We start from the raw sequence: 25,869 nt of genomic DNA on the forward strand, positions 1-25,869 counted from the left end.
TTGGGAGCGGAGGGGGACGGAGACGAAGCTGCCCAACCCTACAACTTGTAGGGTATTGGTCAGGTAAGAAGATGGAGGGAGACGGGCAAGGAGAAGCGGAGAAACGGAGAAGCGGCAAGAGGAGCAGCTCCGCACCTGGACACCGCCCGTCCGGCTTCCGTCATCGCGCTCAGGCCGGCTCGCCGGTCCGTGTCACTGTTCCGTGGTCCGGCCCGCCGGTCTCTGGTCCGGCCCGCCGCTCGCACCGGCGCCCTCCGTGCCGCTCCGGGCCGACGCCAGATGCCACGCCAGGTTCCCCGCCGCCGCCCCGGCCGCCACCACGGCGACGATCACGCCTCCGGTGGCCAGCCCGTCGCTGAACAGATGCGGCCGTCGGGCGAGGCTGTGCAGCCCGAATCCGCACAGCTCGTACACCCCCACGGCGGCGATGGCGAGGCTTACGACGAGTACGGCGATGGTGGGTGCGAGGCCGCCGACCCCCGCTCGCGCGCCCGACTGCGGGAGCCGCGCCCGCTGTGCGTCGGTCCCCGCGTTCGTGCCCTGCATGGTGCCCCCGTGGAAGGAGTCGTACGGCCCTGGACAGCTGGGAACCTACATCACGTAGGGTCGGACCGGCCTAAGCTCGGGCGCCGTGCGGATCCGGCGGATCGATAGGCTCGGGCCCCGTGCGTATCTATCTGAGCGTGGACATGGAAGGCATCACCGGGCTCGTCGACGCCGAGGACGTCCAGCCGGGCGGCCGGGACTACGAGCGGGGCCGGTCGATGATGGCCGAGGACGTCAACGCGGCCGTACGGGGCGCCCTCGCGGCCGGTGCCACCGACATCCTCGTCAACGACGCCCACGGCCCGATGCGCAACCTGTACCCCGAGGCCCTGCACCCGGCGGCCCGTCTGATCCGGGGCAGGCCGAAGCAGATGGTCATGCTGGACGGGCTCGCCGCCGACCACGACGCGGTCGTCTGCGTCGGCTACCACTCCCGGGCCGGCGCTCTCGGCGTACTGAGCCACAGCTTCATGGGCCACGAGATCGAGGACATCTGGCTGGACGGCCGCCCGGTCGGCGAGATCGGCCTGGCCCAGGCCACCGCGGCGGCCCTCGGCGTCCCGGTGGCCGTACTCACCGGCGACGACGCGGCCTGCGCGGAGGCCACGGCGTGGGACGACGGGATCGCCACGGTGCCCGTGAAGTACGCCCGTGACCGCTTCGCGGCGGAACTGCGCCCCGAGGCGGAGGCCCGGCAGGCGATCGAGGACACGGTCGCCGCCGCCCTGTCGCCCGCCCCGAAGCGGCCGGCCGCCGTTCCGGACGACGTCACCCTCGCGGTCCGCTGGCAGTCGTCCTCGGTCGCCGCCACCCTGACGGGCCTTCCCGGAGTCACCGCCACCGACAGCCGTACGGTCCGGGCCGGTGGCCGACTGCCCGCGCTGTACCGCCAGTTCGGGGTCTGGATGCGGGTGGCGGCGTCCCTGACCCACCAGCCGCCGTACTGCTGATCCCCGCCGTCCGCCCCCATGCCGTTCACCGAGGGCCGTTCACCGCACCCGGGCCGCCTTCCTCAGACGTACCTCCTCGACACCCAGCAGACCGAGGAGCGGCACCTTGCCGACGCGCTGGTCCGGGTCGAGAACCAGCCCGGAGCCGCGGATCAGGTCCAGGAGGAGTTCCGCCAGCGGCATGACCATGTGCCGTCCCCAGCACCGCTCGGACGAGTGGCCGAACGGCAGATAGCCGGGCGCGGTGTCGGGATCGAGCGTGTCCCAGCGCTCCGGACGGAAGGCGTCCGGGCCGTCCCACAGGGCCGGATCACGGTGGGAGAGCAGCGGCAGCAGCAGGACGTCGTCCTTCTCGCCGATCCGGCCGTCGACGGCCGGGTACTCGGGGGACGCGTTGCGCAGGATGTTCCAGGAGGGCGGCAGCAGCCGCAGCGACTCGTGGATCAGGTTCCGGTTCGGCGTGGCCTCGTCGAAGGGCGCACCGAGCCAGAGCGCGTTGGCCACGAGCGTGGAGACGGTGAAGCAGACCGGTGCGGCTGCCCTGCGGTAGACGCCCATGGCGTACCGGCGTTCCTGATAACCCGTTGCCCGCGCCGCCCGGTTCGCGAGTCCGGTGCGGCCGTCGCTCGGCCGGGGCCAGCCGGGAAGCGCGGCGCCGAGCGCGATGACCGACCAGGTCAGCTTGGGGGTGAGTTCGAGATTGCGGCTCATCAGCATGCGCAACCGGTACGGGTCCCGGCCGAGGATGAGATCGCGCAGGAACAGATGCCCGGTCAGCGGCCAGGGTCCGGACAGGTCGACGTCCTTCGGCAGCGGCAGCGCCCCCTTGAGCGCGTCGCGCACGTCGTTGCCGATGGTCCGGGTCACCGTCGACGCCTCGGTGCGTGAGATCGAGCGCCCGTGCAGCGGCTTGAACGTGGGCCGTTCGGCCTCCGTGGCGCGGCGCGCGGCGAGAATCCGGTCGGCGACCTCGTGCCCCGCGATTCCGATGGTGTCGGGTTCCAGGCGGAAGACGTCCTGGCCCACGTGGTCGTCGATGAGGGCGGCCAGCCGCGGAGAGAACACGGTGGTGCGTACACGCGGCGGCGTTGACGTGGTCATGGATGCTCCGGGAGGGGTCGCGGGCGGCACGCCGTCGTCCGGCCGCACCGCGGAACAGCGGGTGCGGTGCGGCCGGACAACGATGTCAACTCGGCCGTGTGGCCGAGGAGTCGGGCATCAGTACCAGAGGTACCAGGCGTTCGCCTTGAGGCTCTTGCTTGCCGCGACCTTGTTGCGGATGGCGAAGAGAAGCTTCATCACTGCACCTCCTGTCGGAGTGGGCGAGTGGCGCGTGACGTCCCGGACGGGCCGGTGAAGATCACGCGCCGGTGGCCCGGTGAGACTGCCCAGGCACGGCATATGGCTAATCCAGGGGCATTTAAAAGGTTGGTATGCGATAACTTTCAGACAGTACGAGGGTCGAGATTGCTTGCTCTGATGCAGTTGGTTTTTTTGGTTTGTCGTAGTTCGGATCGCCTTGCGTGATCCGCAGGTTGGCCGAAAGGCACCCAGCAACGACCGTCCACGCTCGACCAGGCGACACCGGCGACACCGACACCGGCGACATGGACATCCGCACGAGGCGGCGGCGGCACGGGCGCCCCCGGAGTGTGGGCCCGTCCTCGACCGTCATCGACACGCTGGTCGGCGACCTCCAGCGGGTGATCGAGTACCCGAAACTCGGCTTCGCGATCGAGCAGGACGTGCCGGGGGAGGTGCACGACGCCTACGAGCGGCTCGTGCGCGCCGGGTTCGACGGCCACCTGGTCGGCGACTGACGGAGCATCGGCGTCCCGGCCCGTCCGGCGGCGGGAGTCCTTTCCACGACGGCGACCGGTCCTACGGGGGCGGGCCTTTCCGAAGCCCGGCAGCGAGGCGCGGGTGAGGCGGTCCCGGTGTCCGCCGACGGCCGCCACGGCCCGCCCTCCCCGGGAGTCGGCACAGGCCGACCGGAGGCCGGGTGACGCTCCGGCCGGCGGACCGGCGGCCACACCGTCGCGAACCCTGGTGCCACGGCGGGCGTTTCGGACTCCCCGCCCGCCGCACGAGGACGATGGATCAGATCGGTGGCGTAGGCCTGCGCATGGCTGTGGGTGTGGCTGGGGCTCTTGGTGGCGGGTCCGTTGAACGCCTCCCGGCGCCCGGCGACCGGCGCCCGGCGACCGGCACCCGGCGACCGGCACCCGGCGACCGGCACCCGGACCCGGACCGGCAGCCGCCCCGGCGGCGGCCGCTGGGCCCGCACCAGCATCCACCGCATCACCAGGCCGGCCAGGAGCAGCGCGACCCCGGCCCACCACAGCGGCCCGAGTCCCTGCCCGTCGACCACGACCAGGACCACCCCGACCGCGAAGACGACCCCGTGGCCCGGCGCCGGGACGGGAACACATCGGCACACCTCACCGGCGTCGGAACCGAATCCGTCACCTTGTGTCGTCGAGACGGCGCACGGGGCGGCGGGGCCCCGCGCAACCGGCGTCAGGGCCGGACCGAGCAGTGAGCCAGGGCCGGAACGAGCAGCGAATCGGGGCCGGAACGAGGAGGGAACCAGGGCCGCGCCGAGCGGCGCGTCAGGGCCACACCAAGCAGTAAGGCTGGTGTCCAGCCTCATGCAACCGGTGCGAGAAATCCTGCCATTCGTGGAGCAATTGGTACACGTTGAACGCGTCCCGCGGGCCGCCGCGGTCCGGGACCGTGGACCAGATGAACGCCGCCGCGCCCACCGCTTCCTCGCCGATGCCGCGCAGTGGGTCGACGACCGTCATGGGCAGCTTGACGACCGCGTAGTCGGGGTGCAGGACCACGAGTTCGAGCGGCGGCACCTTGTGCAGGGGCACGCCCTCGATGCCGGTCAGTACCATCGCGGACATCGTCTCCGGCTTGATCTTGGTGAACATGCCGTTCATGCCCAGCTCGTCGCCGCCGAGTTCCTCGGGTCGCATCGAGATCGGGACACGGGCCGCGGTCGCGCCGTCCGGTGCGCCGAAATATTTGTACGTCACCCCCACCCGACCACCATTTCTGCTCGCCGCCCGAAGGCGGTCCACCCGGGGGTCGGCCCGCCGGTCGCTCCGCTCGGGCTCTCCCGGTACACCCTGTGGCGGACGTGCTTCGGCCGTTTCCTCCGCGTCGCGCCGGTGCCTTCCCCGCCGGGCGCGTCGAGGACCCAGGTCGTCGGTCCCCTCGCCCAGTCCGCCACCGCGATGCATATCTCCACCCGACTGCTTTTCTAGGACGCGTGGCGCCCGCCGCGCAACCCGATCATCGTGTCAGTGACCTCCCCCACGGCCGCCCGCCGAAACGTGCGGTGAAACACCAGTCCGCAAGATCTCCATGGCCACCGGTCACCGTGTGCCGTACGAGCTGTGTCGAGCTGTGTGTCTCTGCGTGAATCAGGCCCGTCCGAGCCCCAGTCTCGCAGATCGCGGATGATCGACAACGTGTTTGCCGGAGTGATGACGGCCTCGGCCTACCCTGAGGAGGGCACCACGCACATCGGAGTCCGAAAAACTCCGAGTAGCTCCAAGAAACGCTGAGAAATTCGGAGAAGGTCCGAGAGGTCGGAGAAGTCGCAGGTCATGAGTGAATCGTCCCCTTCAGGTATGCCCTACCCACGGGAAGCGCCCGTCTCGCAGGCACTGTTCGACCGGGCGTCCGCCGTCACGCCCGGCGGTGTGAACTCGCCGGTGCGTGCCTTCCGCGCCGTGGGCGGCACGCCCCGGTTCATGGTGTCGGGTTCCGGTCCGTATCTGACCGACGCCGACGGGCGGGAGTACGTCGACCTCGTGTGTTCCTGGGGGCCGATGATCCTCGGGCACGCGCACCCCGAGGTGATCGCCGCCGCCCACGAGGCCGTAGCGCGCGGTACGTCCTTCGGCACACCGGGTGAGGGCGAGGTGGTCCTCGCCGAGGAGATCGTCGCCCGGGTCGAGCCCGTCGATCAGGTGCGGCTGGTGTCCAGCGGGACCGAGGCGACCATGTCCGCCATCCGGCTGGCGCGCGGGTTCACCCAGCGGTCCAAGGTGATCAAGTTCGCCGGCTGCTACCACGGGCACGTCGACTCGCTGCTGGCCGCCGCCGGGTCCGGGGTCGCCACCTTCGCGCTGCCCGACACCCCGGGCGTCACCGGTGCCCAGGCCGGCGACACCATCGTCCTGCCGTACAACGACCTGGAGGCCGTGCAGGAGGCGTTCCACCGGTATCCCGGCGAGATCGCCTGCGTGATCACGGAGGCGTCGCCCGGCAACATGGGGGTCGTGCCGCCCGAGCCCGGGTTCAACCAGGGGCTGAAGGACGCCTGCGCCAAGAACGGCGCGCTGTTCGTCTCCGACGAGGTGATGACCGGTTTCCGTACCAGCAGGAGCGGCTGGTACGGGATCGACGGCGTCAGGCCGGACCTGATGACCTTCGGCAAGGTGATGGGCGGCGGGTTCCCGGCGGCCGCGTTCGGAGGCCGTGCGGACGTCATGGCCCACCTCGCCCCGGCCGGTCCGGTCTACCAGGCGGGCACGCTCTCCGGTAACCCGGTCGCCACCGCCGCGGGCGTCGCCCAGCTGCGGCTGCTGGACGACGCCGCCTACGAGACGGTCGACGGCGTCTCCACGGAGGTCCGGTCCCTCGTCACCGAGGCCCTGACCAAGGAGGGCGTCGCACACCGGGTGCAGACCGCCTCCAACATGTTCTCCGTGTTCTTCACCGACCGGCGGGTACGCGACTACGAGGACGCCAAGCGGCAGGACACCTTCCGCTTCACCGCCTTCTTCCACTCGATGCTGGCGAACGGCGTCTATCTGCCGCCGTCGGCCTTCGAGTCCTGGTTCGTGTCCACGGCCCACGACGAACGGGCCCTCCAGAAGATCGCCGACGCCCTTCCGGCGGCGGCCCGAGCCGCCGCGGAGGCCACCGCATGAGCACCGACCAGGACATCACCGTCGTCCATCTCATGCGGCACGGCGAGGTCGCCAACCCGGACGGGGTCCTCTACGGGCGGCTGCCCGGTTACCACCTGTCCGAACTCGGACGGCAGATGGCCGACCGGGTCGCCGAGCACCTCGCCCCGCGCGACGTGACGTACGCCGTGGCCTCCCCGCTGGAGCGGGCGCAGGAGACGGCGACCCCGATCGCCAAGACGCACGGGCTGGGCCTCGACACCGACGAGCGGCTGATCGAGGCGGAGAACCTCTTCGAGGGCAAGGCGTTCGGGGTGGGCGACGGCGCGCTGCGCAAGCCCGGCAACTGGAAGTACCTCGTGAACCCGTTCAAGCCGTCCTGGGGTGAGCCGTACGTCGCCCAGGTGGTCCGGATGAAGAGTGCGCTGGACGCGGCCCGGGACCGGGCGCGCGGGCACGAGGCGGTGGTGGTCAGCCACCAGCTGCCGATCTGGATCGTGCGCTCGTACGTGGAGGGGCGGCGGCTGTGGCACGACCCGCGCAAGCGGCAGTGCACGCTCGCGTCGCTGACCACCTTCACCTACCAGGGCGACCGGATCGTCTCGGTCGGCTACACCGAGCCGGCCCGTGACCTGGTCCCACCCCATCTCCTGGCCGGCGCCAAGCCGGTGAAGGGCAAGAGCAAGGCGTTCGGGGCCTGAGCGGCAGAGGGGGCGGGGACCGGGACGGAGACGGGCCGGGGCGTGGGCGGGCTGGTACGGGTTGGTTCCCCGGGTTTCCGGGGTTCCCCGGGGCCTGAGTGTCCTCCGGCGGTCCTCCGGGTCCCCAGACCCTCCGGTTCCTCCGGGCCCGCGCCGCCCATACGCGGTGGGCCCGCCGTCGCCCACACCGGTCGAGGGGCCCTCAACCAGCCGCCCCCCGGCGCCCGTACCGTGATGTTCGGCACGTTCGCGGGCTACGCCCGAGGCGGCCCGCCAGGTGAGCCCGGTCCGCACGGGGCCTTGCGGTGTTTTCGCAGCCTTGCTTAGAAAAGTATGAGAATATGCGGAACCTCCCTGTTCCTTACGCCATCTGACTGGGTGACCACCAGCAGGACGTGATGAATCGGGGATTTCATGAGCACCTTCACCCGCAGGGGAATGCTCGGCCTCGGCGCGGGTGCCGCTGCCGCCGCCGGGCTCGTGGGCTGCGGCACTCTCAACGGCTCACACGATGGTGGGGGCGGTTCCGGTTCCGGTTCCGCCGGGAACGCGGTCGGGAGCGGCAAGGGCCACGGCGCCACCAAGGCGCCCGCCCGGCCCATCGGCGACGGCTCCACGTCCTTCACCGGCAAGCAGCCGCACCAGCCCGCCGCGCCCGAGCCGCTGGAGCCGGGCCAGGAGCCGCCGCAGTTCGTGATCTTCTCCTGGGACGGGGCGGGCGAGGTCGGCAACGGCCTCTTCCCGCGCTTCCTTGACCTGGCCAAGGAACACGGCGCCGCGATGACCTTCTTCCTCTCCGGGCTCTATCTGCTGCCCGAGTCGAAGAAGCGGCTCTATGACCCGCCGAACAACCCGCGCGGCGCTTCCGACATCGGCTACCTCACCGACGAGCACATCAAGGCGACCCTGGCCAACGTGCACCGCGCCTGGCTGGAGGGCCACGAGATCGGCACCCACTTCAACGGGCACTTCTGCTCCGGCCACGGCACCGTCGGCGACTGGACCCCGCAGCAGTGGCGGAGCGAGATCGAGCAGGCCAAGTCGTTCGTGAAGGAGTGGCGGACCAACAGCGGCTGGACGGATCTGCCCGCGCTGCCCTTCGACTACGACAAGGAACTCGTCGGCAGCCGTACGCCCTGTCTGCTCGGCCAGGACAACCTGCTGCCGACCGCCCGCGAACTGGGCTGGCGCTACGACGCCTCCTCGCCCGGCGGCCGGCAGTTGTGGCCGCACAAGCGGATGGGCGTGTGGGACCTGCCGTTGCAGCAGATACCGTTCCCCGGGCACTCCTTCGAAGTCCTGTCGATGGACTACAACATGCTCGCCAACCAGTCGGTCAACTCGACGAAGGCCCCCGCCTACAACTATCCGGGCTGGCGCCGGCAGGCGAAGGAAGCCTATATATCCGGATTCAAGCGGGCATACGAGACAAATCGCGCACCCTTCTTCGTGGGCAACCACTTCGAGCAGTGGAACGGCGGCATCTACATGGACGCCGTGGCGGAGTCGTTCCAGTACATCGCGCGGGAGCGGGACAAGGGCGCCGACGTCCGGCTCGTCTCCTTCCGGCAGTTCGTCGACTGGATGGATGTGCAGCGCCCCGAGGTACTGGACAAACTGCGCACGCTGGAGGTCGGGCAGGCTCCGGCCGGCGGCTGGAAAACCTTCCTCGCCGAGCCGTCCCCGACCCCCACGAACTCCGCCTGAAAAATCCCCTGAAACACCGCCTGAAATGCGGGTTTCCGTCCGTGAGGGGGGTGCGCAAGATCCCCGGATCGGACATGCGAAACTTTTCACATGAGTACCCGCAGCCGCGCCGTCCTGTTCAGCGCCGTGGCCGCCGCGGCGGCCCTGTCCCTGTCCGCGTGCGGCTCCGGCGGTACGTCCGGCGGCGGTGGCCACACCAACTTCGTCACCGGTAACAACGGCATCGACACGGTCGCCACGGGCTCGCGGGATGCGGCACCCGACCTGTCCGGCCAGACGATCGACGGCCAGACGCTCGACGTCGCCGACTACAAGGGCAAAGTCGTCGTCATCAATGTCTGGGGCTCGTGGTGCGGTCCGTGCCGTGCCGAGGGGAAGTACTTCGCCAAGGTCTCCAAGGAGTACGCCGGCAAGGGCGTCCAGTTCGTCGGGATCAACACCCGGGACACCAGCACCACTCCGGCGATCGCCTTCGAGAAGGACGAGGGGATCACCTATCCCAGCCTGTACGACCCGGACGGCAGACTGATGCTCCGGTTCAAGAAAGGCACGCTGAACCCCCAACTGATTCCCTCCACTCTCGTCCTCGACCGGGACGGGAAGATCGCCGCTCGTGCCTTGCAAGCCCTCGACGAGGGGAACCTGCTCAAGATGATCAAGCCGGTCCTCGCGGAGAAGTGACGTGAGCGCGCTCCTGACGCTCGCCGAGGAGACGGGCCGGAACCAGACGGTCCTCAGCGGGGCCCTGCTCATCGCCGTGCCGATCGCGGTGCTCGGGGGCCTCGTTTCCTTCTTCTCCCCGTGCGTCCTGCCCCTCGTCCCCGGCTATCTCTCCTATGTCACCGGGGTCACCGGAACCGATCTCGCCGAGGCCCGACGGGGCCGGATGGTGGTCGGAGCCTCGCTGTTCGTTATCGGCTTCACGGCCGTGTTCGTCTCCGGCGGAGCGCTGTTCGGCTTCTTCGGACAGACGCTCCAGGAATACAAGGGCACCCTGTCCAAGGTGCTCGGGGTGTTCATGATCCTGCTGGGCGTCTTCTTCATGGGGATGATGCCCTGGCTGACCCAGCGTGAGTTCCGCTTCCACCGGCGGCCGGCCGCGGGCCTGGTGGGCGCACCCGTCCTCGGCGCTCTGTTCGGGATCGGGTGGACCCCCTGCATCGGTCCCACCCTCGCCTCCGTCGTCGCCCTCTCGTCCCAGCAGGCGAGCGCCGGGCGCGGCGCCATACTGACGATCGCGTACTGCCTCGGCCTCGGCGTGCCGTTCGTACTCACCGCGGTCGCCTTCCGCAAGGCGCTCGGCGCCTTCGGCTGGGTCAAACGCCACTATGTCTGGGTGATGCGCATCGGCGGCTCGATGATGATCGTCACCGGTGTGCTCCTGCTGACGGGCGCCTGGGACCGTCTGGTGCAGGAGATGCAGACCTGGACCAACGGCTTCACTGTGGGGATCTGATCGATGAGCACGACTTCGAAGACCGAGCCCGGCGACTCCCCGGGCGGACCGGAGGACCAGGGGCTCGGGGACGCCGGCGCCCAGTTGTCCACCGCGCCGCGCGACGAACCGGTGAACCTGCCCGGTCTGGGCGTCATCGGCTGGGCCCGCTGGTTCTGGCGGCAGCTCACCTCCATGCGGGTCGCGCTGCTGCTGCTCCTGCTGCTGTCCCTCGGCGCGATCCCCGGTTCGCTGATCCCGCAGAGCGGCGCTGACGCCAGCAAGGTCGAGGACTTCCGTAAAGCGCACAAGACGCTCGGGCCGGTCTACGACAAGCTCGGCCTCTTCCACGTCTACAGCTCGGTGTGGTTCTCCGCCATCTACATCCTGCTGTTCGTCTCCCTCATCGGCTGCATCGTGCCCCGCACCTGGCAGTTCGTGGGCCAGCTGCGCAGCCGGCCGCCGGCCGCGCCCAAGCGGCTGACCCGGCTGCCCGCCTATACCACCTGGCGCACCACGGCCGACCCCGAGCAGGTCCGCACGGACGCGCTCGCGTTGCTGAAGAGTCGCCGCTTCCGGGTCCATGCCGTCGGGGACGCGGTCGCCGCCGAGAAGGGCTACGCCCGTGAAGTGGGCAACCTGATCTTCCACATCGCGCTGATCGTGCTGCTGGTCGCCTTCGCCACGGGCCAGTTGTACAAGTCGGACGGCACCAAGCTGGTCGTCGAGGGCGACGGGTTCTCCAACTCGATCCTCCAGTACGACGACATCCAGTCCGGCAGCCTCTTCACCAACGACGACCTGGTGCCCTTCAGCTTCGACCTGAAGGACTTCAGGGGCACCTACGAGCTGACCGGTCCGAACCGCGGCACCCCGCGCACCTACGAGGCGAAGATCTCCTACAACAAGGGCGCCTACGGCAAGGAGCGGTCGACCACCGTCCAGGTCAACAAGCCGCTGGACATCGACGGCGCCAAGGTCTACCTCGTCAGCCACGGTTACGCGCCGGTCTTCACCGTCCGGGACGGCAATGGCAAGGTCGTCTTCCACGACGCGGTCCCCCTCCTGCCGCTGGACGGCAACGTCACCTCGTCCGGTGTGGTCAAGGTCATGAACGGCTACAAGAACCCGAAGGGCGTCAGCGAGCAGCTCGGCTTCCAGGCGTTCTTCCTGCCCACCTACGGCGGCAAGGGGAGCACGATGCTCTCCCGGTTCCCGGCGCTGCTCAACCCGATGCTCGCGCTGAACGCGTACCACGGCGACCTGGGCGTCGACTCGGGCATTCCGCAGAGCGTGTACCAGCTGGACAAGAGCCATATGAAGGAGTTCAAGGACTCCAAGGGCGGTCTGCTGAAGCAGCAGCTCACCCCGGGGCAGACCATGACGCTCCCGGATGGTGCCGGCTCGATCACCGTCGACAAGGACATCAAGGAGTGGGCCGGCTTCGAGATCGTCCAGGAGAGCGGCGGCAGCTGGATGCTCGGCGGTGCCTTCGCCGCGATCTTCGGTCTTGCAGGGTCCCTGTTCATCCAGCGCCGCCGCGTCTGGGTGCGGGCCGTGCCCGGCCCCGACGGCGTCACCGTCGTCGAGATGGCCGGCCTCGGCCGCAGCGAGTCCGCCAAGGTGCCCGAGGAACTGGGCGACCTCGCCGGCCTCCTCTATGACCAAGCCCCCGGGGCCCCCGAACCCTCCGACGATCCCTCCCCATCTCCCGACTCCCCAGCCGTACTTGCCGAAGGGGCTGAGAAGCAGTGACTTCCGCCGCCGCAATCGATCTCGCCGTCGCGACCAACGAACATCTCGCGAGTCTCAGCAATACGCTGATCTACTCGTCGATGGCCGTGTACACGCTGGCTTTCTTCGCCTATATCGCGGAGTGGCTGTTCGGCAGCCGCAGCAAGGTCGGCCGCACGGCCGCCGCGCTGACCGCCGACGCCTCGAAGCAGGCGGCCGCACCCGCCGTCACCGTGCAGAGGGCCGGCGGTACCGCCGTGCTGGAGCGGCCGAAGGTCGTCGTCCGGGCGGCGGCCGGTGCCCGGGACGTGCCGGACGGCCCGGGCGCCCACGGCGGTGACGAGCAGGGCGATCTGTACGGGCGGATCGCCGTCTCGCTCACCGTGCTCGCCTTCCTGGTGGAGCTGGTCGGGGTCATCACCCGCGCGGCCTCCGTGGAGCGGGCGCCGTGGGGCAACATGTACGAGTTCAACATCACCTTCTCCACGGTCGCCGTCGGCGTGTACCTCGGCCTGCTGGCGCTGCGGAAGAACGTCCGCTGGCTCGGGCTGTTCCTGATCACCTCGGTCCTCCTCGACCTCGGCCTCGCTGTCACTGTCTTGTACACCGCCAGCGACCAGTTGGTTCCCGCCCTGCATTCGTACTGGCTGTACATCCACGTCTCCACCGCGATCTTCTGCGGCGCGGTGTTCTACGTCGGCGCGGTCGCCACGATCCTCTACCTCTTCAAGGACTCGTACGAGAACAAGCTCCAGACCGGCGGCAGGCCGGGCCGGTTCGCCACCTCGGTGCTGGAGCGGCTGCCCGCCTCCGCCTCGCTCGACAAGTTCGCCTACCGGATCAACGCGGCCGTCTTCCCGCTGTGGACGTTCACGATCATCGCGGGCGCGATCTGGGCGGGCGACGCCTGGGGCCGTTACTGGAACTGGGACCCCAAGGAGACCTGGTCCTTCATCACGTGGATCGGCTACGCCTGCTACCTGCACGCCCGTGCCACGGCCGGCTGGAAGGGCCGCAAGGCCGCCTACCTCGCGATGATCGCGTTCGCCTGCTGGCTGTTCAACTACTACGGCGTGAACATCTTCGTGAGCGGCAAGCACTCGTACGCGGGCGTCTGACCCGCGTGCGGAACCCTTCCCGCCGGTCCAGGCTGGTGTCATGGCCGGATCCATCGAACAGGGCAGCAGCCAGACCTGCGGGAACAAGCACATACTCCACTTCCTGGTACGGCTTCCGGGGCCCATGGAGACGGTCTGGCCCGCGCTGACCACGCCGGACGGCCTCGCCCGCTGGCTGACCGCCGCCGACGTCCTCGAACCCCGGCTCGGCGGCGCGGTCACGCTGCGCGGCCTCGGCACCGGCCGGGTGAGCGCCTGGGACGTGGACCGGGTCGTGGAGTACCAGGTGGAGGGCCGCGGCCGGATCCGGTTCCACCTGGAGCGGGGCGGGCCCGACCGGAGCGTGCTCCGCTTCACCCACGAGTACCGGGGCGGGACGGCGGAGGAGTCGCGCTGGCGGGCCCGCTTCGAGCGCCTGATCGAGGTCCTGGCGTCGGCCCCGCAGCGGAGCGGCGACCTCACGGAGGGCCGCGGCCGGTAGGAGAGGCGCAGCGGGGGAGGCGGGCCGGCGGTGGTGGCCGGTCCGCTCAGCCGACGGTGATCGAGTCGAGCTTCTCCCGCAGGTAGACATGGGAGTCGACGGGCGGGTACGCCACCCGCCCCACCGGCGCGGGCACCGACTCGACCAGCGTGCCCGGGGTGCACTCACCGAAGTAGACCAGCGACGTCAGCTCCTCGGCGGGCGCGTCCGCGGGCGGCGGCAGCACCCGGTGCCGTCCCGACCGCCACCGGTCCCCGGTCCACCGGGCCATCAGGTCACCGATGTTGACGGTGAACGCGGCGGGGTCGTAGGGCGCGTCCGCCCAGCCGTCGTCGTCCGTGCAGACCTGCAGTCCGCCCCGGCCCGCCTGCCGGTCCAGGACGGTGACCGTCCCGAAGTCGGTGTGCGGCCCGATGCGGAACTGCCCCGGCAGCGGCTCGCCGGTCACCTCCCGCCCCGGATACCAGTTGATGTTGAAGCCGTACGTCGGATGGTCCAGGTGCCGGGTGAAGAAGTCCGGTTCGAGGCCGAGGGAGTGGCCGAGCAGCGCCAGCAGGTGCCGCTGCAGGACGGCCATCCGCGCGAGGTACTCCTCGCACAGCGGCCGCAGCCGCGGGACCTCGGCGGGCCAGACGTTCGGCGCGTACCACTCGGCGTTGACGGCCGGGTCCGCGAACGGCTCGTGGGTCGCGAAGGTCAGCGACTCCTTCAGGTCCGGCGGCGTCTCGGTCCCCTCGGAGTACCCGTTGGCCTCGGCGCCCGGCCCGAGCCAGCCGCGCCCGCCGACCCGCGCCGCGTAGGCCCGCTTCGCCTCGGCGGGGAGCAGGAAGAACGCGCGGGCCGCGGCCCGGATCCGGGTGCGCAGCCCCGGATCCACGCCGTGCCCGGTGACGAGCAGGAAGCCGGCCCGTTGCAGGGCCCGGTCGACGGTGCGTGCGAGGTCCGCGCGGGCCCCGGGGTCGCCGGAGAGCCAGGGCAGCAGGTCGATCGTGGGGATGCGGGCGTCAGCCACCGATGTCCTCGTTCCACAGAGCCGGATGCTCCCTGATGAAGTCGCGCATCAGCCGTACGCACTCGGCGTCGTCCAGCAGCACGATCTCCACTCCGTGCCCGGCCAGCCAGTCGTGTCCGCCGTGGAAGGTGACGGCCTCGCCGATCACGACCCGCGGGATGCCGAACTGGCGCACCAGACCGCTGCAGTACCAGCAGGGCGACAGCGTGGTCACCATCGTCGTGCCCCGGTACGTCCGCTGTCGTCCCGCCGCGCGGAAGGCGGCCGTCTCCGCGTGCGTCGAGGGGTCGTCGTCCTGCACGCGGCGGTTGCGGCCGCGGCCGAGGAGGGTGCCGTCGGGGCCGTAGAGAGCGGCGCCGATCGGGATGCCGCCCTCGGCCCGCCCGGCGCGGGCCTCGGCGACGGCGGTGGCGAGCCAGTCGCGGGCCTGCTCCGGGTCCAGGCCATCGGCGCGGTCCATGCGTCGACCCTCCTTCAGCCGTACAGCCTTCGGTCCGTCAGTTGTTCGGCCGTCGGCACCCAACCGGGGCGACGCGCGCGGAGCAGCCGTCGGGAGCCGGGGAGCCGAGAGAGCCGACCGGCCCGCTGACATTCTGCCCGGAGGCGGGCGGCGGACCCCGTCGGACGCGGTTACCAGTACCTGACGTCCCGTGGTGGCCTCGGTAAAGCGAACGGAAACGCACTCTGTACGCTGGCCCGATCGTCGCCGCGCAAGCGGCAGTTGGGCCCCCGGTGGGAGGAACGGTCATGGGTGCTGCTCCGGTTCTTCAGGAGCTGCGAGAGGTCTGCCAGCCGCAGGCCAAGCTGGCGAGCCGCAACGGTGAGCACTGGGCCGGGCGACTGTACATGCGGCGTATATCGCTGCGGCTGACCCGCCAGCTGGTGCGCACCCCGGTCACCCCGGACCAGCTCACCTGGACCATGGTGGTGTGCGGGGTCGCGGCGGGCGCCGCCCTGCTGATTCCGGGCCTGCCCGGTGCCGTCCTGGCGGTCATCCTGATGCAGCTGTTCCTGCTGTTCGACTGCGTGGACGGCGAGGTCGCCCGCTGGAAGGGGCAGAACAGCGCCACCGGCATCTACGTGGACCGGCTCGGCGCCTATCTCGCGGACGCCGCGCTGCTGGCGGGCGCCGGGTTCCGGGCCGCCGAGAACGGCTTCGGCGGCTGGCTGTCGGTCGGGATCGCCACCGCGCTCGGCGTCGTACTGCTGAAGGCGTCCACCGACCTGGTGGACGTGGCCCGTGCCCGGCGCGGACTCGGCGTGGCCGACGACGAGTCGACCCGGCCGCGTTCCGAGGGGGTGGCCGCCGTGCGGCGGCTGGCGGCGGCGTTCAAGATCCACCGGGTGACGAACGGGATCGAGGCGTCGCTGGTGCTGCTGGCGGCGGCCGTCGCGGACGCGGCCACCGGCGGGCCGGAGCCCACGCGCTGGGTGCTCGGCGCGCTGGCCGTGATCACGTGGGTGATGGTCCCGGCCCACCTGCTGTCGATCCTGTCGTCCTCCCGGCTGCGCTGAGCCGCTCGCTCAGGGACGGGACGGCCGACGGACCCTCGGGCGGGGGACCCGCACCCCGCGCGGACGCGGTCCGGCTCAGCCGTCCTGCGGTTCCTCGCCCTTCTCCTTGCGGCGCAACTCCTCCTCGCGGCGGCGCAGATCGGCCTCCCAGTTCTTCAGCAACTGCTCGTCCCGCTTGTTCTCCTTGGCGAGGGACTGCAGGAACTCGGGGTCGTCGTCCGGGGCGGTCTGCTGCTCGAAGCGGTGGTCGCGGTGCCATTCGGACGGCGTTCGGCCGCCGGTGGGCGGGACGCGGACCTTGCCCGTGGCCAGCCAGACGATGGGGCCGACGATCCAGAAGAGAAGGATGATGAAGACCCAGGCGATCTTGGGCAGGTGCCGTGCCTCGTCCTCCGGGGTGTTGAGGCAGTCGATGAGCGCGAAGATCGTCAGTGCCAGCGGCACGAGGTATATCAGCACCCTGAGCATGTCGGAAGTCCCCTGGAAGACGATGGAGGGGTTCCGCACCGGCCCCCCGTGACCGGGACAGAGTAGCCGCTCGGGGATACTGGACCCCATGGCTTACGACGATCTTCGCTCCCTGCTCAGGGCCCTGGAGCGCGAGGGCGACCTCAAGCGCGTGAAGACCGAGGTCGATCCCCATCTGGAGGTCGGGGAGATCGTCGACCGGGTGCAGAAGTCCGGTGGTCCGGCGCTGCTGTTCGAGAACGTGCGCGGCTCGCGCATGCCGCTCGCCATGAACGTCTTCGGTACCGACCGGCGGCTGCTGAAGGCCCTCGGCCTGAAGTCGTACGGCGAGATCTCCGACCGGATCGGCGGGCTGCTCCGTCCCGAGCTGCCGCACGGCTTCGTCGGCGTGCGCGAGGCGTTCGGGAAGCTCGGCGCGATGGCGCACGTGCCGCCGAAGAAGGTCAAGCCGGACAACGCGCCGGTGCAAGAGGTCGTCCTGCACGGCGACGACGTCGACCTGCACGCCCTGCCCGCGCTGTTCACCTGGCCCAAGGACGGCGGCTCCTTCTTCAACCTGGGGCTCACCCACACCAAGGACCCGGAGAGCGGGATCCGCAACCTCGGCCTGTACCGCCTCCAGCGCCACGACAGGCGCACCATCGGCATGCACTGGCAGATCCACAAGGACAGCCGGAACCACTACCAGGTCGCCGCCCGCCGGGGCGAGCGGCTGCCGGTCGCCATCGCCTTCGGCTGCCCGCCCGCCGTGACCTACGCGTCCACCGCCCCGCTGCCCGGTGACATCGACGAGTACCTCTTCGCCGGGTTCGTCGCGGGCCGGCGGATCGAGATGGTCGACTGCAAGACCGTGCCGCTGCAGGTGCCGGCGAACGCGGAAGTCGTCCTGGAGGGCTGGCTGGAACCGGGCGAGATGCTGCCGGAGGGTCCCTTCGGCGACCACACCGGCTTCTACACGCCGCAGGAGCCCTTCCCGGCCCTGACCATCGACTGCGTCACGATGCGCAAACGGCCGCTGCTCCAGTCGATCGTCGTGGGCCGGCCGCCGACGGAGGACGGCCCGCTCGGCCGGGCGACGGAGCGTTTCTTCCTCCCCCTGCTGAAGATCATCGTCCCGGACATCGTGGACTACCACCTGCCCGAGGCAGGCGGCTTCCACAACTGCGCGATCGTCTCGATCGACAAGAAGTACCCGAAGCACGCGCAGAAGGTCATGCACGCGATCTGGGGGGCGCACATGATGTCCCTCACCAAGCTGATCGTGGTCGTCGACGCCGACTGCGACGTGCACGATCTGCACGAGGTCGCCTGGCGGGCCCTCGGCAACACCGACTACGCCCGTGACCTCACGGTCGTGGAAGGCCCGGTCGACCACCTCGACCACGCCTCCTACCAGCAGTTCTGGGGCGGCAAGGCGGGTATCGACGCGACGAAGAAGTGGCCCGAGGAGGGCTACACGAGGGACGGGGGCTGGCCGGACATGGTCCTGTCGGACCCCGGTACGGCGGCCCTGGTGGACCGTCGCTGGAAGGAGTACGGACTGTGAGGAACACCGCCACGACGGCACGCGGCAGCGTGGGGACGAGACTTCCCCGCCGCCGCGGAGGCGAACCGGAGTACGGCCTGTGAGCAGCGCATCCGCCGCGATCCCGCAGCCGGGACGCACCCGGGCGTTCCTGCGCCTGGTGATGATCGAGCACTCCGTCTTCGCCCTGCCTTTCGCCTACATCGCGTCACTGACGGCGATGTACGACTGGGACAGGAACATCCACTGGGGCCGGCTGCTGCTGGTCACCGTCTGCATGGTGGGTCTGCGCACGTTCGCGATGGCGGTCAACCGGATCATCGACCGGGAGATCGACGCGCGCAATCCGCGCACCGCCCACCGTGAGCTGGTGACCGGTGCGATGTCGGTCCGGCACGCCTGGACCGGTGCCCTGATCGCGGTGGTGGTCTTCCTCGGCGCGGCGGCGCTGCTGAACCCGCTGTGCCTGGCCCTCGCCCCCATCGCGGTGATCCCGATGGTGGTCTACCCCTACGGCAAGCGCTTCACGAACTTCCCGCAGGCCATCCTGGGCCTGGCGCAGGCCATGGGCCCGGTGGGCGGCTGGCTGGCGATCAGCGGCGAGTGGTCCTGGAACGCGGTGATCCTGGGCCTCGCGGTCGGTATCTGGATCGGCGGCTTCGACCTGATCTACGCCTGCCAGGACGTGGCGACCGACCGCGCGATCGGTGTCCTGTCGGTCCCGGCCCGGTTCGGCATCCCCGCGGCGATCTGGGGCGCCCGGGTGTGCCACACGATCACGACGGCCCTGTTCGCGTGGTACGCGGTGGCCACGGGGGCGGGCGCCTTCTTCTGGCTGGGCCTGGTGATCGTCGCGGGCGCGTTCGTGTACGAGCACACCATCGTCCGCCCGCACGACCTGTCCCGGCTGAACCGGGCGTTCTTCAGCGTCAATGGGTTCATCGGCATTGCCCTGTTCGTGTGTGCGCTGCTCGACCTTCTCGTACGGGGGCTGACCGTCTGAGACGGCGGCAGCCGTGGACACCCGTTTCGGGCGTCCCACCGTCGACACGTCCCGGCTCCCCACCGACCCCGAGGCCCCCCACCCGGCCTGAACACCTCCGGTCCCACCGGTACGCTCAAGGTGTGAACCCAGGAGAATCGCAGCGCGCGCCTTGGATCGTGGGGGTGTCCGGAGCTTCCGGCACCCCGTATGCGGCCGCCGTGCTGCGGGCGCTGCTGGACGCGGGGGAGCAGGTCGACCTGGTCGTGTCCCGCGCCTCCCGGCTGACGCTGCTCGACGAGACCAAGATCGCCTTCCGGGACTCGCACTGGCGCGAGGACCTGCGGGAATGGCTCTCGCGTGGAGCCGACGGCAAGCCCGGTACGTTCCCCGTGGCCGACGCGGACATCGAGCGGGTGCGGTACTGGCGCGCGGGCGATCTGGCCGCCGGGCCGTCCTCGGGTTCGTACCCCGCGCGGGGGATGCTCATCGTGCCCGCCTCAACCGCCTGTGTGGCCGGTGTGGCGCTCGGGCTGTCCAAGGATCTGCTCCAGCGGGCGGCGAGCGTCACCCTCAAGGAGCGCCGCCCCCTGGTCGTGGCCGTGCGGGAGACCCCGCTGAACGGCCAGACGCTGCGTCACCTGGTCGCCCTGGACGACGCGGGCGCGAGCGTGGTGCCGGCCTCCCCGGCCTTCTACGCGGGGGCCACCCACATCCAGGACCTGGTGGACTTCGTCGCTGGACGGGTCCTGGACGCGGCGGGCGTCGCCCACCGGCTCTACCGCCGGTGGGCGGGCGACCTCGGCGGCGGTTCCCGGACCGAGTGAGCAGCGGGCGGCCCCGGACCGTACTCGGGCACTTCAGCACTCAGCACTTCAGCACTTCGGCACTTCGGAAAACGTCAGGAACTCTGCAGATCTCTCTTCGGATCTCATCAGCGGAAGGCTTCGATCGCATGGACGCGGTGGACAGACAGCTCATTCAGGCCCTGAGGGAGAACGGCCGGGCCTCCTACGCCGAGCTGGGGCGCCTCGTCGGCCTGTCGGGCCCCAGCGTCACCGACCGCATCAACCGGCTGGAGACGGCCGGTGTCATCACCGGTTACCGGGCCACGGTGGACGCGGCCTCGCTCGGCCTCGGCGTCACCGCCCTGATCGGCATCTCGCTGTCCGACGCCGTCGACCACGAGGACGTGGCCCGTCGGCTGAAGGACCTGCCCGAGATCGAGGACTGCTGGTTCATCGCGGGCGAGGACTCGTACATGCTGAAGGTGCGGGCCGCGGACGTGGACGGCCTGGAGCGGATCATCCGCCGGCTGTCGGGGACCAAGGGCGTCTCCCGCACCCGTACCACCATCGTGCTGTCCACCAAGTGGGAGAACCGGGTGGGTGAGCTGCCCGAGGAGGTGTAGCTCCCGGGGCGTACGGTGGGGCCACAACCGTCGAGTCGCCGAGAGAGAGGCACGGACATGGACGTCGGGCTCAAGCGCGAGCTGGAGGAGAAGGTGCGCTCCGGCGAGCGGCTGACCCGCGAGGACGGCATCGCGCTGTACGAGTCGGACGACCTGGCGTGGCTCGGCGGCCTCGCCCACGAGGTGCGCACCCGCAAGAACGGCGACGTCGTGCACTTCAACGTCAACCGGCACCTCAACATGACGAACGTGTGCACGGCGTCCTGTGCCTACTGCTCCTTCCAGCGCAAGCCCGGCGAGAAGGACGCGTACACGATGCGCGTCGAGGAGGCCGTCGAGCTGGCCAAGGCGATGGAGCCGGAGAGCATCACCGAGCTGCACATCGTCAACGGCCTGCACCCGAACCTGCCGTGGCGCTACTACCCGCACGCGCTGCGGGAGTTGAAGGCCGCGCTGCCGAACGTCTCCCTGAAGGCGTTCACGGCGACCGAGATCCACCACTTCGAGACCGTCTCCGGGCTCGACGCGTCCGAGATCCTCGACGAACTGATCGATGCCGGCCTGGAGTCGCTGACCGGCGGCGGCGCCGAGATCTTCGACTGGGAGGTGCGGCAGCACATCGTCGACCACCGGACGCACTGGGAGGACTGGTCGCGCATCCACCGCCTGGCGCACGAGAAGGGGCTCAGGACCCCGTGCACCATGCTGTACGGCCACATCGAGGAGCCCCGCCACCGGGTCGACCACGTGCTGCGGCTGCGTGAACTCCAGGACGAGACCGGCGGTTTCCAGGTCTTCATCCCGCTGCGTTACCAGCACGACTTCGTCGACATGAAGGACGGCAAGATCCGCAACCGGCTGCAGGCCCGGACGCAGATGGCGACCGGCGCCGAGGCGCTGAAGACCTTCGCCGTCTCCCGGCTGCTGTTCGACAACGTCCCGCACGTCAAGGTGTTCTGGGTGATGCACGGCGTGCGGACCGCGCAGCTCGCGCTCCAGCACGGTGCCGACGACGTGGACGGCTCGGTCGTCGAGTACAAGATCACTCACGACGCGGACGAGTTCGGCACCCCGGACAAGCTGACCCGCGAGGACCTGCTGGACCTCATCCGCGACGCGGGTTTCCGCCCGGTGGAGCGCAATACGCGCTACGAGATCGTCCGCGAGTACGACGGCCCGGACCCGCTGCGCCGCGAGTCGCCGCAGCCGATGCGTCTGTGAACGGGCCCCGGCCGACGCGGCCGCCGGGTGGCCGTACCGCGCCGGAGGGCCGCCCGGCAGCATTGACGTAATAGGTACGATGCGTGCATGTCCCTTACATTCATCCTCGATCCGGCCGTCGACCGGGCGCTCCGTGACGGCGTCCTGGACCTGTGGGCCGACGTCTCCGACGCGGGCGGCGCCGTGGGCTTCGTGCCGCCGGCGTCGCGGGAGCTGATACGGCCGGAACTGGTCCGGCACCTCGTGGCGATGGCCGAGGGGCGCACCCGGCTGCTGGCCGGGCACGACGCGGCGGGCGAGGTCGCCGCGACGGCCTTCCTGTCCTTCAACCCGCACCGGCTGATGCGGCACTGGGTGTGGCTGAACACGGTGATGGTGCACCCGCGCCACCAGGGCCGCGGATACGGACGTGACCTGCTGGCCGCCGCCGCGGACGCGGCCCGCGGCTTCGACGGCATCGACGCGATCCGGCTCACCTGCCGGGGCGGACTCGGCCTGGAGCGGTTCTACGGCTCCTGCGGGTACAAGGAGGTCGGCCGGGTGCCCGGCGCCATCCGCGTCGCCGACGGGGACGACCGCGACGACATCACGATGCTGCTGCCGCTCACCTGACACCCGCCCCCCGCCCGCAAGATCGAGCGGGCGGCGTGCTTCACTGGATGGTGCCTCTTTGGGGTGTTCCGACCTCCCTCGACTCCATCGAGCGGGGTGACCGCCAGAAACGGAAGAGTGGATTGCGATGCTCCGCTACACGCTGATGCGCCTCGGTATCTTCGTGGGCTGCTTCCTCGTCGTCTGGGGCCTCGTCTCCTCCGGCATCTTCCCGCGCGGTTTCGGCGACTCCAACCTCCTGTGGGTGCTGCTGCTCGCGCTGGTGCTCTCGGCGCCGATCAGCTTCATCGTGCTGCGCCGGGAACGGGACCGTGCCTCCGTCCAGATCGTCCGCAGGGTCGACCGGGCCAAGGCCAACCTGGAGGCCAACCGCAGCGCGGAGGACCTGGCCGACGACGCCGCCCGCACCCAGGGGCACGCGCAGAGCCAGCCGTCCTGACCCGACGCGCCGCCCGCACCCGGGGCCACGCCCGGAACCGCTCGTCCTGACACGAAGCCCACGCCTGCGCCCGTCCTGACACGGCCTCGCCGCACCGCGGACGAGCGACGGAGCCTGCCCTCGCCGGCGGAGCGCTTACGCTGGCCCCATGGGTGCCGGGAAGACCAAGCGGATGCCACGAGCGGTCCGTGAGCAGCAGATGCTCGACGCCGCCGTACGGATCTTCGGCCGACGGGGGTATGCGGCCGCTTCGATGGACGAGATCGCCGAACTGGCCGGTGTGTCCAAGCCGCTGGTGTATCTCTATCTCAACTCCAAGGAAGACCTGTTCACGGCGTGCATCCGCCGTGAGGCCAAGGCGCTGACGGACGCGGTGCGCTCCGGTGTCCGGCCCGGGCTGCCCGCCGACCGGCAACTCTGGGACGGCCTGCGGGCGTTCTTCACCCACACCGGCGAGCACCCGGACGCCTGGTCCGTGCTGCACCTCCAGGCCCGCACCCACGGCGCGGCCTTCGCCGCCGAGGTCGCGGCGCTGCGGGAGGAGATCGTCGCGTTCGTGACCGAGCTGATCGCCGTCGCGGCCCGCGACGCGCACCGCAACCGTGACCTGCCCGAAGGCGAGGTCGCCGGCCTCGCCGTGGCTCTGGTCGGCGCCGCCGAGTCCCTCGCCGCCTGGGCCAACGCCACCCCGGGCGTCACGGCCCGGCAGGCGGCGACGACCCTGATGAACTTCGCGTGGGCGGGCCTCGGCGACCTCATGGCGAACCACCCCTGGACACCGCCCGAGGAGCCCGCCGAGTCTGCGGCGTCGCCCGAATCCGCGGAGTCGGGCGACGCCGTCGGGTCCGCCGGGCCCGGGGGTTCCGACAGGCCCGGTGAGCCGGTGGGTCAGCTCGGGTAGACCGCGCCGGTCAGATGGAGCCGGCCGCCCTCGCCGCGCAGTTCGAACCGCCCCCCGTCCGCCGCGTACGTCACCGCTCCCGGCAACAGCACCGGCGCCCGGAACCGAGCCCGCACCCGTACCGCCTCCGGGCTGCCGTGGGCGGCAAGGCAGCGGGCCACCGTCCACATGCCGTGTGCGACGGTCCGCGGGAAGCCGAACAGGCGGGCGGTGAGCGGGTGGAGGTGGATGGGGTTGCGGTCGCCGGAGGCGGCGCCGTAGCGCCGGCCGATGTCGGCGGCCAGCCGCCATTCGGCGAGCGCGGGCAGCGGCCGGTGCTCCGGCCGTTCGGCCGCGGCGGCGCCGGAGGTGCGGTGGCGCGCGAGATAGGTGCTCCGCGACTCCCACACCAGCTCGCCGCCGGCCCGTACCTCGGTGGCCACGGACGCCTCCGTACCGCGCCGGTGCGGCGCCAGCCCCTCCACCTGGACGGCGAGTTCGTACTCCCCGGTGGTGGTGAGCGCCCGGTGCCGGGTCAGCTCGACCGACGTGTGGACGAGCCCGAGCAGCGGCAGCGGGAAGGCGCGGTCGCTCATCAGCCGCATGGCCAGCGGGAAGCCCAGCACCTGCGGGTAGGTCAGGGGCAGGGCGTCGTCGCCGGTCGCGAAGCCGCACACCCGCTCGTAGCGCGCCAGCCGAGCCAGGTCGATGCGCTGCGCGGGCAGCACGAGCCGGTCACGGGGGAAGTCCGCGTCCGGGCGGGGCCGTTTGAAGGGGGACAGCAGGGCGCCGCGGGCCAGCAGCGGCGCGAGCGCGGGGGCCTTTGCGAGGACGACGGACATCACGCCCCCAGCAGGCTCTGCCCGCAGACCCGTACGACCTGCCCGTTGACCGCGCCCGAGGCCGGGTGGGCGAGCCAGGCCGTGGTCTCGGCGACGTCGGCGGGCAGTCCGCCCTGGGCGAGGGAGTTCATCCTGCGGCCCGCCGCTCGGATGAGGAGCGGGATCGCGGCGGTCATCGCGGTCTCGATGAACCCGGGCGCGACCGCGTTGACGGTGACCCCGTGCGCGTCCAGCGCGCGGGGTGCCAGGGAGCGGACCAGGCCGACGATGCCCGCCTTGCTCGCGCCGTAGTTCGTCTGCCCCGCGTTGCCCGCGAGCCCGGCGATCGAGGTGGTGGCCACGACGCGCCCGCCGGGCCGCAGGGTCCCGCGGGCGAGGAGCGCGTCCGTGGTGCGCAGCACGCTGCCCAGATTGACCTCCAGCACCGGACTCCAGCGCTCCGCGGGCATGTTGACCAGCCGTCGGTCCCGGGTGATGCCCGCGTTGTGGACGAGCACGTCAAGGCCGTCCGGGAGCGCGGCGGCGATCCGCTCGGCCGCGTCGGCGGCGGTGATGTCGAGGGTGAGCGCGCTGCCGCCGAGCCGTTCGGCGACCCGGCGGGCGTCCGCCTCGGCGGCGGGCACGTCCAGGACGAAGACGTGCGCCCCGTCCCGGGCCAGGGTCTCGGCGACGGCCTCGCCGATACCGCGTGCGGCACCGGTGACCAGGGCAGTGTGCCCGGCCAGCGGCCGTTCCCAGTCGCCGGGCGGCCGGGCGGGGCCCGCGCCGACGTGGATCACCTGGCCGCTGACGTAGGCGGACTTGGGGGAGAGCAGGAAGCGGAGGGTGGACTCGGCGGCGGACGCGTCGCGCAGCCGCAGCAGGTTCACGGTCCGGCCGCGGCCGATCTCCTTGCCCAGCGACCGGGCGAAGCCCTCCAGGGCCTGCTGGGCGGCCGACTGATGGTGGTCGGCGGGGTCGAGCGGTGCGCCCAGCACCAGCACCCGGCCGCTGTCGGCGACCGACCGGACGACGGGGTGCAGGGCGGAGTGCACCTCGGCGAGCGCGTCGACGTCCCGCACCCCGGTGGCGTCGAGGACGACGGCGGCGGGGTGCGCCCGGCCGGCGGCGCCCCCTTCCTCTCCGAAGGCGATCCCCGTGCGGGCCAGTACCGGCGCGAGAGCGAGGCCGGAGGTGCCCGCCGTCAGGTGGAGCAGGTCCCCGTCGAGCGCCGGGGACCCCGGTGACCAGCGGTGCAGCACCGCCGGGCGGGGCAGGCCGAGTCGCTGGGTCAGGAAGCGGCCGGGTGCGGTGCCGGCGAAGCTCAGATAGCGGTCGGCCATGTCTCCCACTTCCACGGGGTTACGGGGCGGCGCCCGG

Annotated in this window: 27 protein-coding genes and 1 pseudogene; 19 read left to right on the forward strand and 9 right to left on the reverse strand. The window is 70.9% G+C overall.

Going from position 1 to position 25,869, the window contains the following annotated elements; translation table 11 throughout:
* Positions 1-192 precede the first annotated feature (192 nt).
* Positions 193-546 (reverse strand): hypothetical protein, encoded by a 354-nt coding sequence (locus tag ACFYPJ_RS07050; protein WP_389011759.1) that lies wholly within the window; start codon positions 544-546, stop codon positions 193-195.
* Between the two features lie 119 nt (positions 547-665).
* On the opposite strand from ACFYPJ_RS07050, the gene ACFYPJ_RS07055 reads away from it, so the two are divergent.
* Positions 666-1,496 (forward strand): M55 family metallopeptidase, encoded by an 831-nt coding sequence (locus ACFYPJ_RS07055; RefSeq protein ID WP_389011762.1) that lies wholly within the window; start codon positions 666-668, stop codon positions 1,494-1,496.
* A gap of 39 nt (positions 1,497-1,535) precedes the next feature.
* Here ACFYPJ_RS07055 and ACFYPJ_RS07060 read toward each other — a convergent pair whose 3' ends face one another.
* Together ACFYPJ_RS07060 and ACFYPJ_RS07065 are read right to left on the reverse strand one after the other, a co-directional pair.
* Positions 1,536-2,597, reverse strand: coding sequence for a cytochrome P450 (locus ACFYPJ_RS07060; RefSeq protein WP_389011764.1), 1,062 nt, complete (start codon positions 2,595-2,597; stop codon positions 1,536-1,538).
* Between the two features lie 117 nt (positions 2,598-2,714).
* Positions 2,715-2,897, reverse strand: a complete 183-nt coding sequence (locus ACFYPJ_RS07065) for a tryptorubin family RiPP precursor (RefSeq protein ID WP_389011767.1) — start codon at positions 2,895-2,897, stop codon at positions 2,715-2,717.
* 269 nt (positions 2,898-3,166) lie between these two features.
* Between ACFYPJ_RS07065 and ACFYPJ_RS07070 the strand changes: the two are divergent.
* A pseudogene (locus ACFYPJ_RS07070) lies at positions 3,167-3,316 on the forward strand (YdcF family protein); the annotation flags it as partial.
* A gap of 792 nt (positions 3,317-4,108) precedes the next feature.
* On the opposite strand, the gene ACFYPJ_RS07075 reads toward ACFYPJ_RS07070, so the two are convergent.
* Complete coding sequence (locus ACFYPJ_RS07075; protein WP_389011770.1) at positions 4,109-4,747, reverse strand: hypothetical protein; 639 nt, start codon at positions 4,745-4,747, stop codon at positions 4,109-4,111.
* A gap of 393 nt (positions 4,748-5,140) precedes the next feature.
* Here ACFYPJ_RS07075 and hemL point away from each other — a divergent pair, with 393 nt between their 5' ends.
* The 8 genes from hemL to ACFYPJ_RS07115 all read left to right on the forward strand — a co-directional run bounded on the left by hemL (position 5,141) and on the right by ACFYPJ_RS07115 (position 13,603).
* Positions 5,141-6,448 carry a glutamate-1-semialdehyde 2,1-aminomutase gene (gene hemL, locus ACFYPJ_RS07080; protein WP_389011773.1) on the forward strand — a complete coding sequence of 436 codons (1,308 nt, stop codon included), beginning with the start codon at positions 5,141-5,143 and terminating at the stop codon, positions 6,446-6,448.
* Positions 6,445-7,128: a histidine phosphatase family protein gene (locus ACFYPJ_RS07085; protein WP_389011776.1), complete on the forward strand. Its 684-nt coding sequence runs from the start codon at positions 6,445-6,447 to the stop codon at positions 7,126-7,128. Before hemL ends, ACFYPJ_RS07085 begins: the two co-directional genes overlap by 4 nt.
* Positions 7,129-7,542: 414 nt before the next feature.
* Positions 7,543-8,835: a hypothetical protein gene (locus ACFYPJ_RS07090; RefSeq protein ID WP_389011779.1), complete on the forward strand. Its 1,293-nt coding sequence runs from the start codon at positions 7,543-7,545 to the stop codon at positions 8,833-8,835.
* A 90-nt stretch (positions 8,836-8,925) separates the two neighbouring features.
* Entirely contained in the window at positions 8,926-9,516 is a 591-nt protein-coding gene (locus ACFYPJ_RS07095; RefSeq protein WP_389011782.1) for a TlpA family protein disulfide reductase, read from the forward strand.
* A gap of 1 nt (position 9,517) precedes the next feature.
* Complete coding sequence (locus ACFYPJ_RS07100; protein WP_389011785.1) at positions 9,518-10,291, forward strand: cytochrome c biogenesis CcdA family protein; 774 nt, start codon at positions 9,518-9,520, stop codon at positions 10,289-10,291.
* Between the two features lie 3 nt (positions 10,292-10,294).
* Complete coding sequence (locus ACFYPJ_RS07105; RefSeq protein ID WP_389011787.1) at positions 10,295-12,025, forward strand: cytochrome c biogenesis protein ResB; 1,731 nt, start codon at positions 10,295-10,297, stop codon at positions 12,023-12,025.
* Complete coding sequence (gene ccsB, locus ACFYPJ_RS07110) at positions 12,022-13,122, forward strand: c-type cytochrome biogenesis protein CcsB (protein ID WP_389011790.1); 1,101 nt, start codon at positions 12,022-12,024, stop codon at positions 13,120-13,122. Before ACFYPJ_RS07105 ends, ccsB begins: the two co-directional genes overlap by 4 nt.
* Before the next feature lie 40 nt (positions 13,123-13,162).
* A complete protein-coding gene (locus tag ACFYPJ_RS07115; protein WP_389011793.1) occupies positions 13,163-13,603 on the forward strand; it encodes an SRPBCC family protein in 441 nt (146 codons plus the stop codon).
* A gap of 46 nt (positions 13,604-13,649) precedes the next feature.
* Here the strand turns inward: ACFYPJ_RS07115 and ACFYPJ_RS07120 are convergent, their stop codons facing one another.
* Positions 13,650-14,615: an isopenicillin N synthase family dioxygenase gene (locus ACFYPJ_RS07120; protein ID WP_389011796.1), complete on the reverse strand. Its 966-nt coding sequence runs from the start codon at positions 14,613-14,615 to the stop codon at positions 13,650-13,652.
* Positions 14,608-15,075 (reverse strand): nucleoside deaminase, encoded by a 468-nt coding sequence (locus ACFYPJ_RS07125; RefSeq protein WP_389011799.1) that lies wholly within the window; start codon positions 15,073-15,075, stop codon positions 14,608-14,610. Before ACFYPJ_RS07125 ends, ACFYPJ_RS07120 begins: the two co-directional genes overlap by 8 nt.
* A gap of 287 nt (positions 15,076-15,362) precedes the next feature.
* Here ACFYPJ_RS07125 and ACFYPJ_RS07130 point away from each other — a divergent pair, with 287 nt between their 5' ends.
* Positions 15,363-16,130, forward strand: coding sequence for a CDP-alcohol phosphatidyltransferase family protein (locus tag ACFYPJ_RS07130; protein ID WP_389011802.1), 768 nt, complete (start codon positions 15,363-15,365; stop codon positions 16,128-16,130).
* Positions 16,131-16,205: 75 nt separating this feature from the next.
* On the opposite strand, the gene ACFYPJ_RS07135 is transcribed toward ACFYPJ_RS07130, so the two are convergent.
* Positions 16,206-16,598 carry a PLD nuclease N-terminal domain-containing protein gene (locus tag ACFYPJ_RS07135; RefSeq protein WP_389012929.1) on the reverse strand — a complete coding sequence of 131 codons (393 nt, stop codon included), beginning with the start codon at positions 16,596-16,598 and terminating at the stop codon, positions 16,206-16,208.
* 88 nt (positions 16,599-16,686) lie between these two features.
* Between ACFYPJ_RS07135 and ACFYPJ_RS07140 the strand changes: the two genes are divergently transcribed.
* The 8 genes from ACFYPJ_RS07140 (at position 16,687) to ACFYPJ_RS07175 (ending at position 23,689) form a co-directional block, all read left to right on the forward strand.
* Positions 16,687-18,144: a menaquinone biosynthesis decarboxylase gene (locus tag ACFYPJ_RS07140; RefSeq protein ID WP_389011805.1), complete on the forward strand. Its 1,458-nt coding sequence runs from the start codon at positions 16,687-16,689 to the stop codon at positions 18,142-18,144.
* A gap of 79 nt (positions 18,145-18,223) precedes the next feature.
* Positions 18,224-19,126 (forward strand): menaquinone biosynthesis prenyltransferase MqnP, encoded by a 903-nt coding sequence (gene mqnP / locus ACFYPJ_RS07145; RefSeq protein WP_389011807.1) that lies wholly within the window; start codon positions 18,224-18,226, stop codon positions 19,124-19,126.
* A 122-nt stretch (positions 19,127-19,248) separates the two neighbouring features.
* The gene (locus ACFYPJ_RS07150) at positions 19,249-19,932 is read left to right on the forward strand and encodes a UbiX family flavin prenyltransferase (protein WP_389011810.1); all 684 of its coding nucleotides are present in this window, start codon (positions 19,249-19,251) and stop codon (positions 19,930-19,932) included.
* Positions 19,933-20,060: 128 nt separating this feature from the next.
* Positions 20,061-20,516, forward strand: a complete 456-nt coding sequence (locus tag ACFYPJ_RS07155) for an Lrp/AsnC family transcriptional regulator (protein WP_389011813.1) — start codon at positions 20,061-20,063, stop codon at positions 20,514-20,516.
* A gap of 57 nt (positions 20,517-20,573) precedes the next feature.
* Positions 20,574-21,737, forward strand: coding sequence for an aminofutalosine synthase MqnE (mqnE, locus tag ACFYPJ_RS07160; protein ID WP_389011816.1), 1,164 nt, complete (start codon positions 20,574-20,576; stop codon positions 21,735-21,737).
* 87 nt (positions 21,738-21,824) lie between these two features.
* Positions 21,825-22,349, forward strand: a complete 525-nt coding sequence (locus ACFYPJ_RS07165) for a GNAT family N-acetyltransferase (RefSeq protein WP_389011819.1) — start codon at positions 21,825-21,827, stop codon at positions 22,347-22,349.
* Positions 22,350-22,476: 127 nt separating this feature from the next.
* Positions 22,477-22,788 carry a DUF4229 domain-containing protein gene (locus ACFYPJ_RS07170; RefSeq protein WP_389011823.1) on the forward strand — a complete coding sequence of 104 codons (312 nt, stop codon included), beginning with the start codon at positions 22,477-22,479 and terminating at the stop codon, positions 22,786-22,788.
* 148 nt (positions 22,789-22,936) lie between these two features.
* A complete protein-coding gene (locus tag ACFYPJ_RS07175; protein WP_389011825.1) occupies positions 22,937-23,689 on the forward strand; it encodes a TetR/AcrR family transcriptional regulator in 753 nt (250 codons plus the stop codon).
* Here ACFYPJ_RS07175 and ACFYPJ_RS07180 read toward each other — a convergent pair.
* On the reverse strand, positions 23,677-24,510 hold the full coding sequence (locus ACFYPJ_RS07180; protein WP_389011828.1) for a MaoC family dehydratase: 834 nt from the start codon (positions 24,508-24,510) through the stop codon (positions 23,677-23,679). The two genes, ACFYPJ_RS07175 and ACFYPJ_RS07180, sit on opposite strands and share 13 nt — an antisense overlap.
* Positions 24,510-25,832 carry a 3-oxoacyl-ACP reductase gene (locus ACFYPJ_RS07185; RefSeq protein ID WP_389012932.1) on the reverse strand — a complete coding sequence of 441 codons (1,323 nt, stop codon included), beginning with the start codon at positions 25,830-25,832 and terminating at the stop codon, positions 24,510-24,512. Before ACFYPJ_RS07185 ends, ACFYPJ_RS07180 begins: the two co-directional genes overlap by 1 nt.
* Positions 25,833-25,869 lie beyond the last annotated feature (37 nt).

Source organism: Streptomyces sp. NPDC006012 (genome assembly GCF_042871185.1).
In the GTDB taxonomy this organism is placed as follows: domain Bacteria; phylum Actinomycetota; class Actinomycetes; order Streptomycetales; family Streptomycetaceae; genus Streptomyces.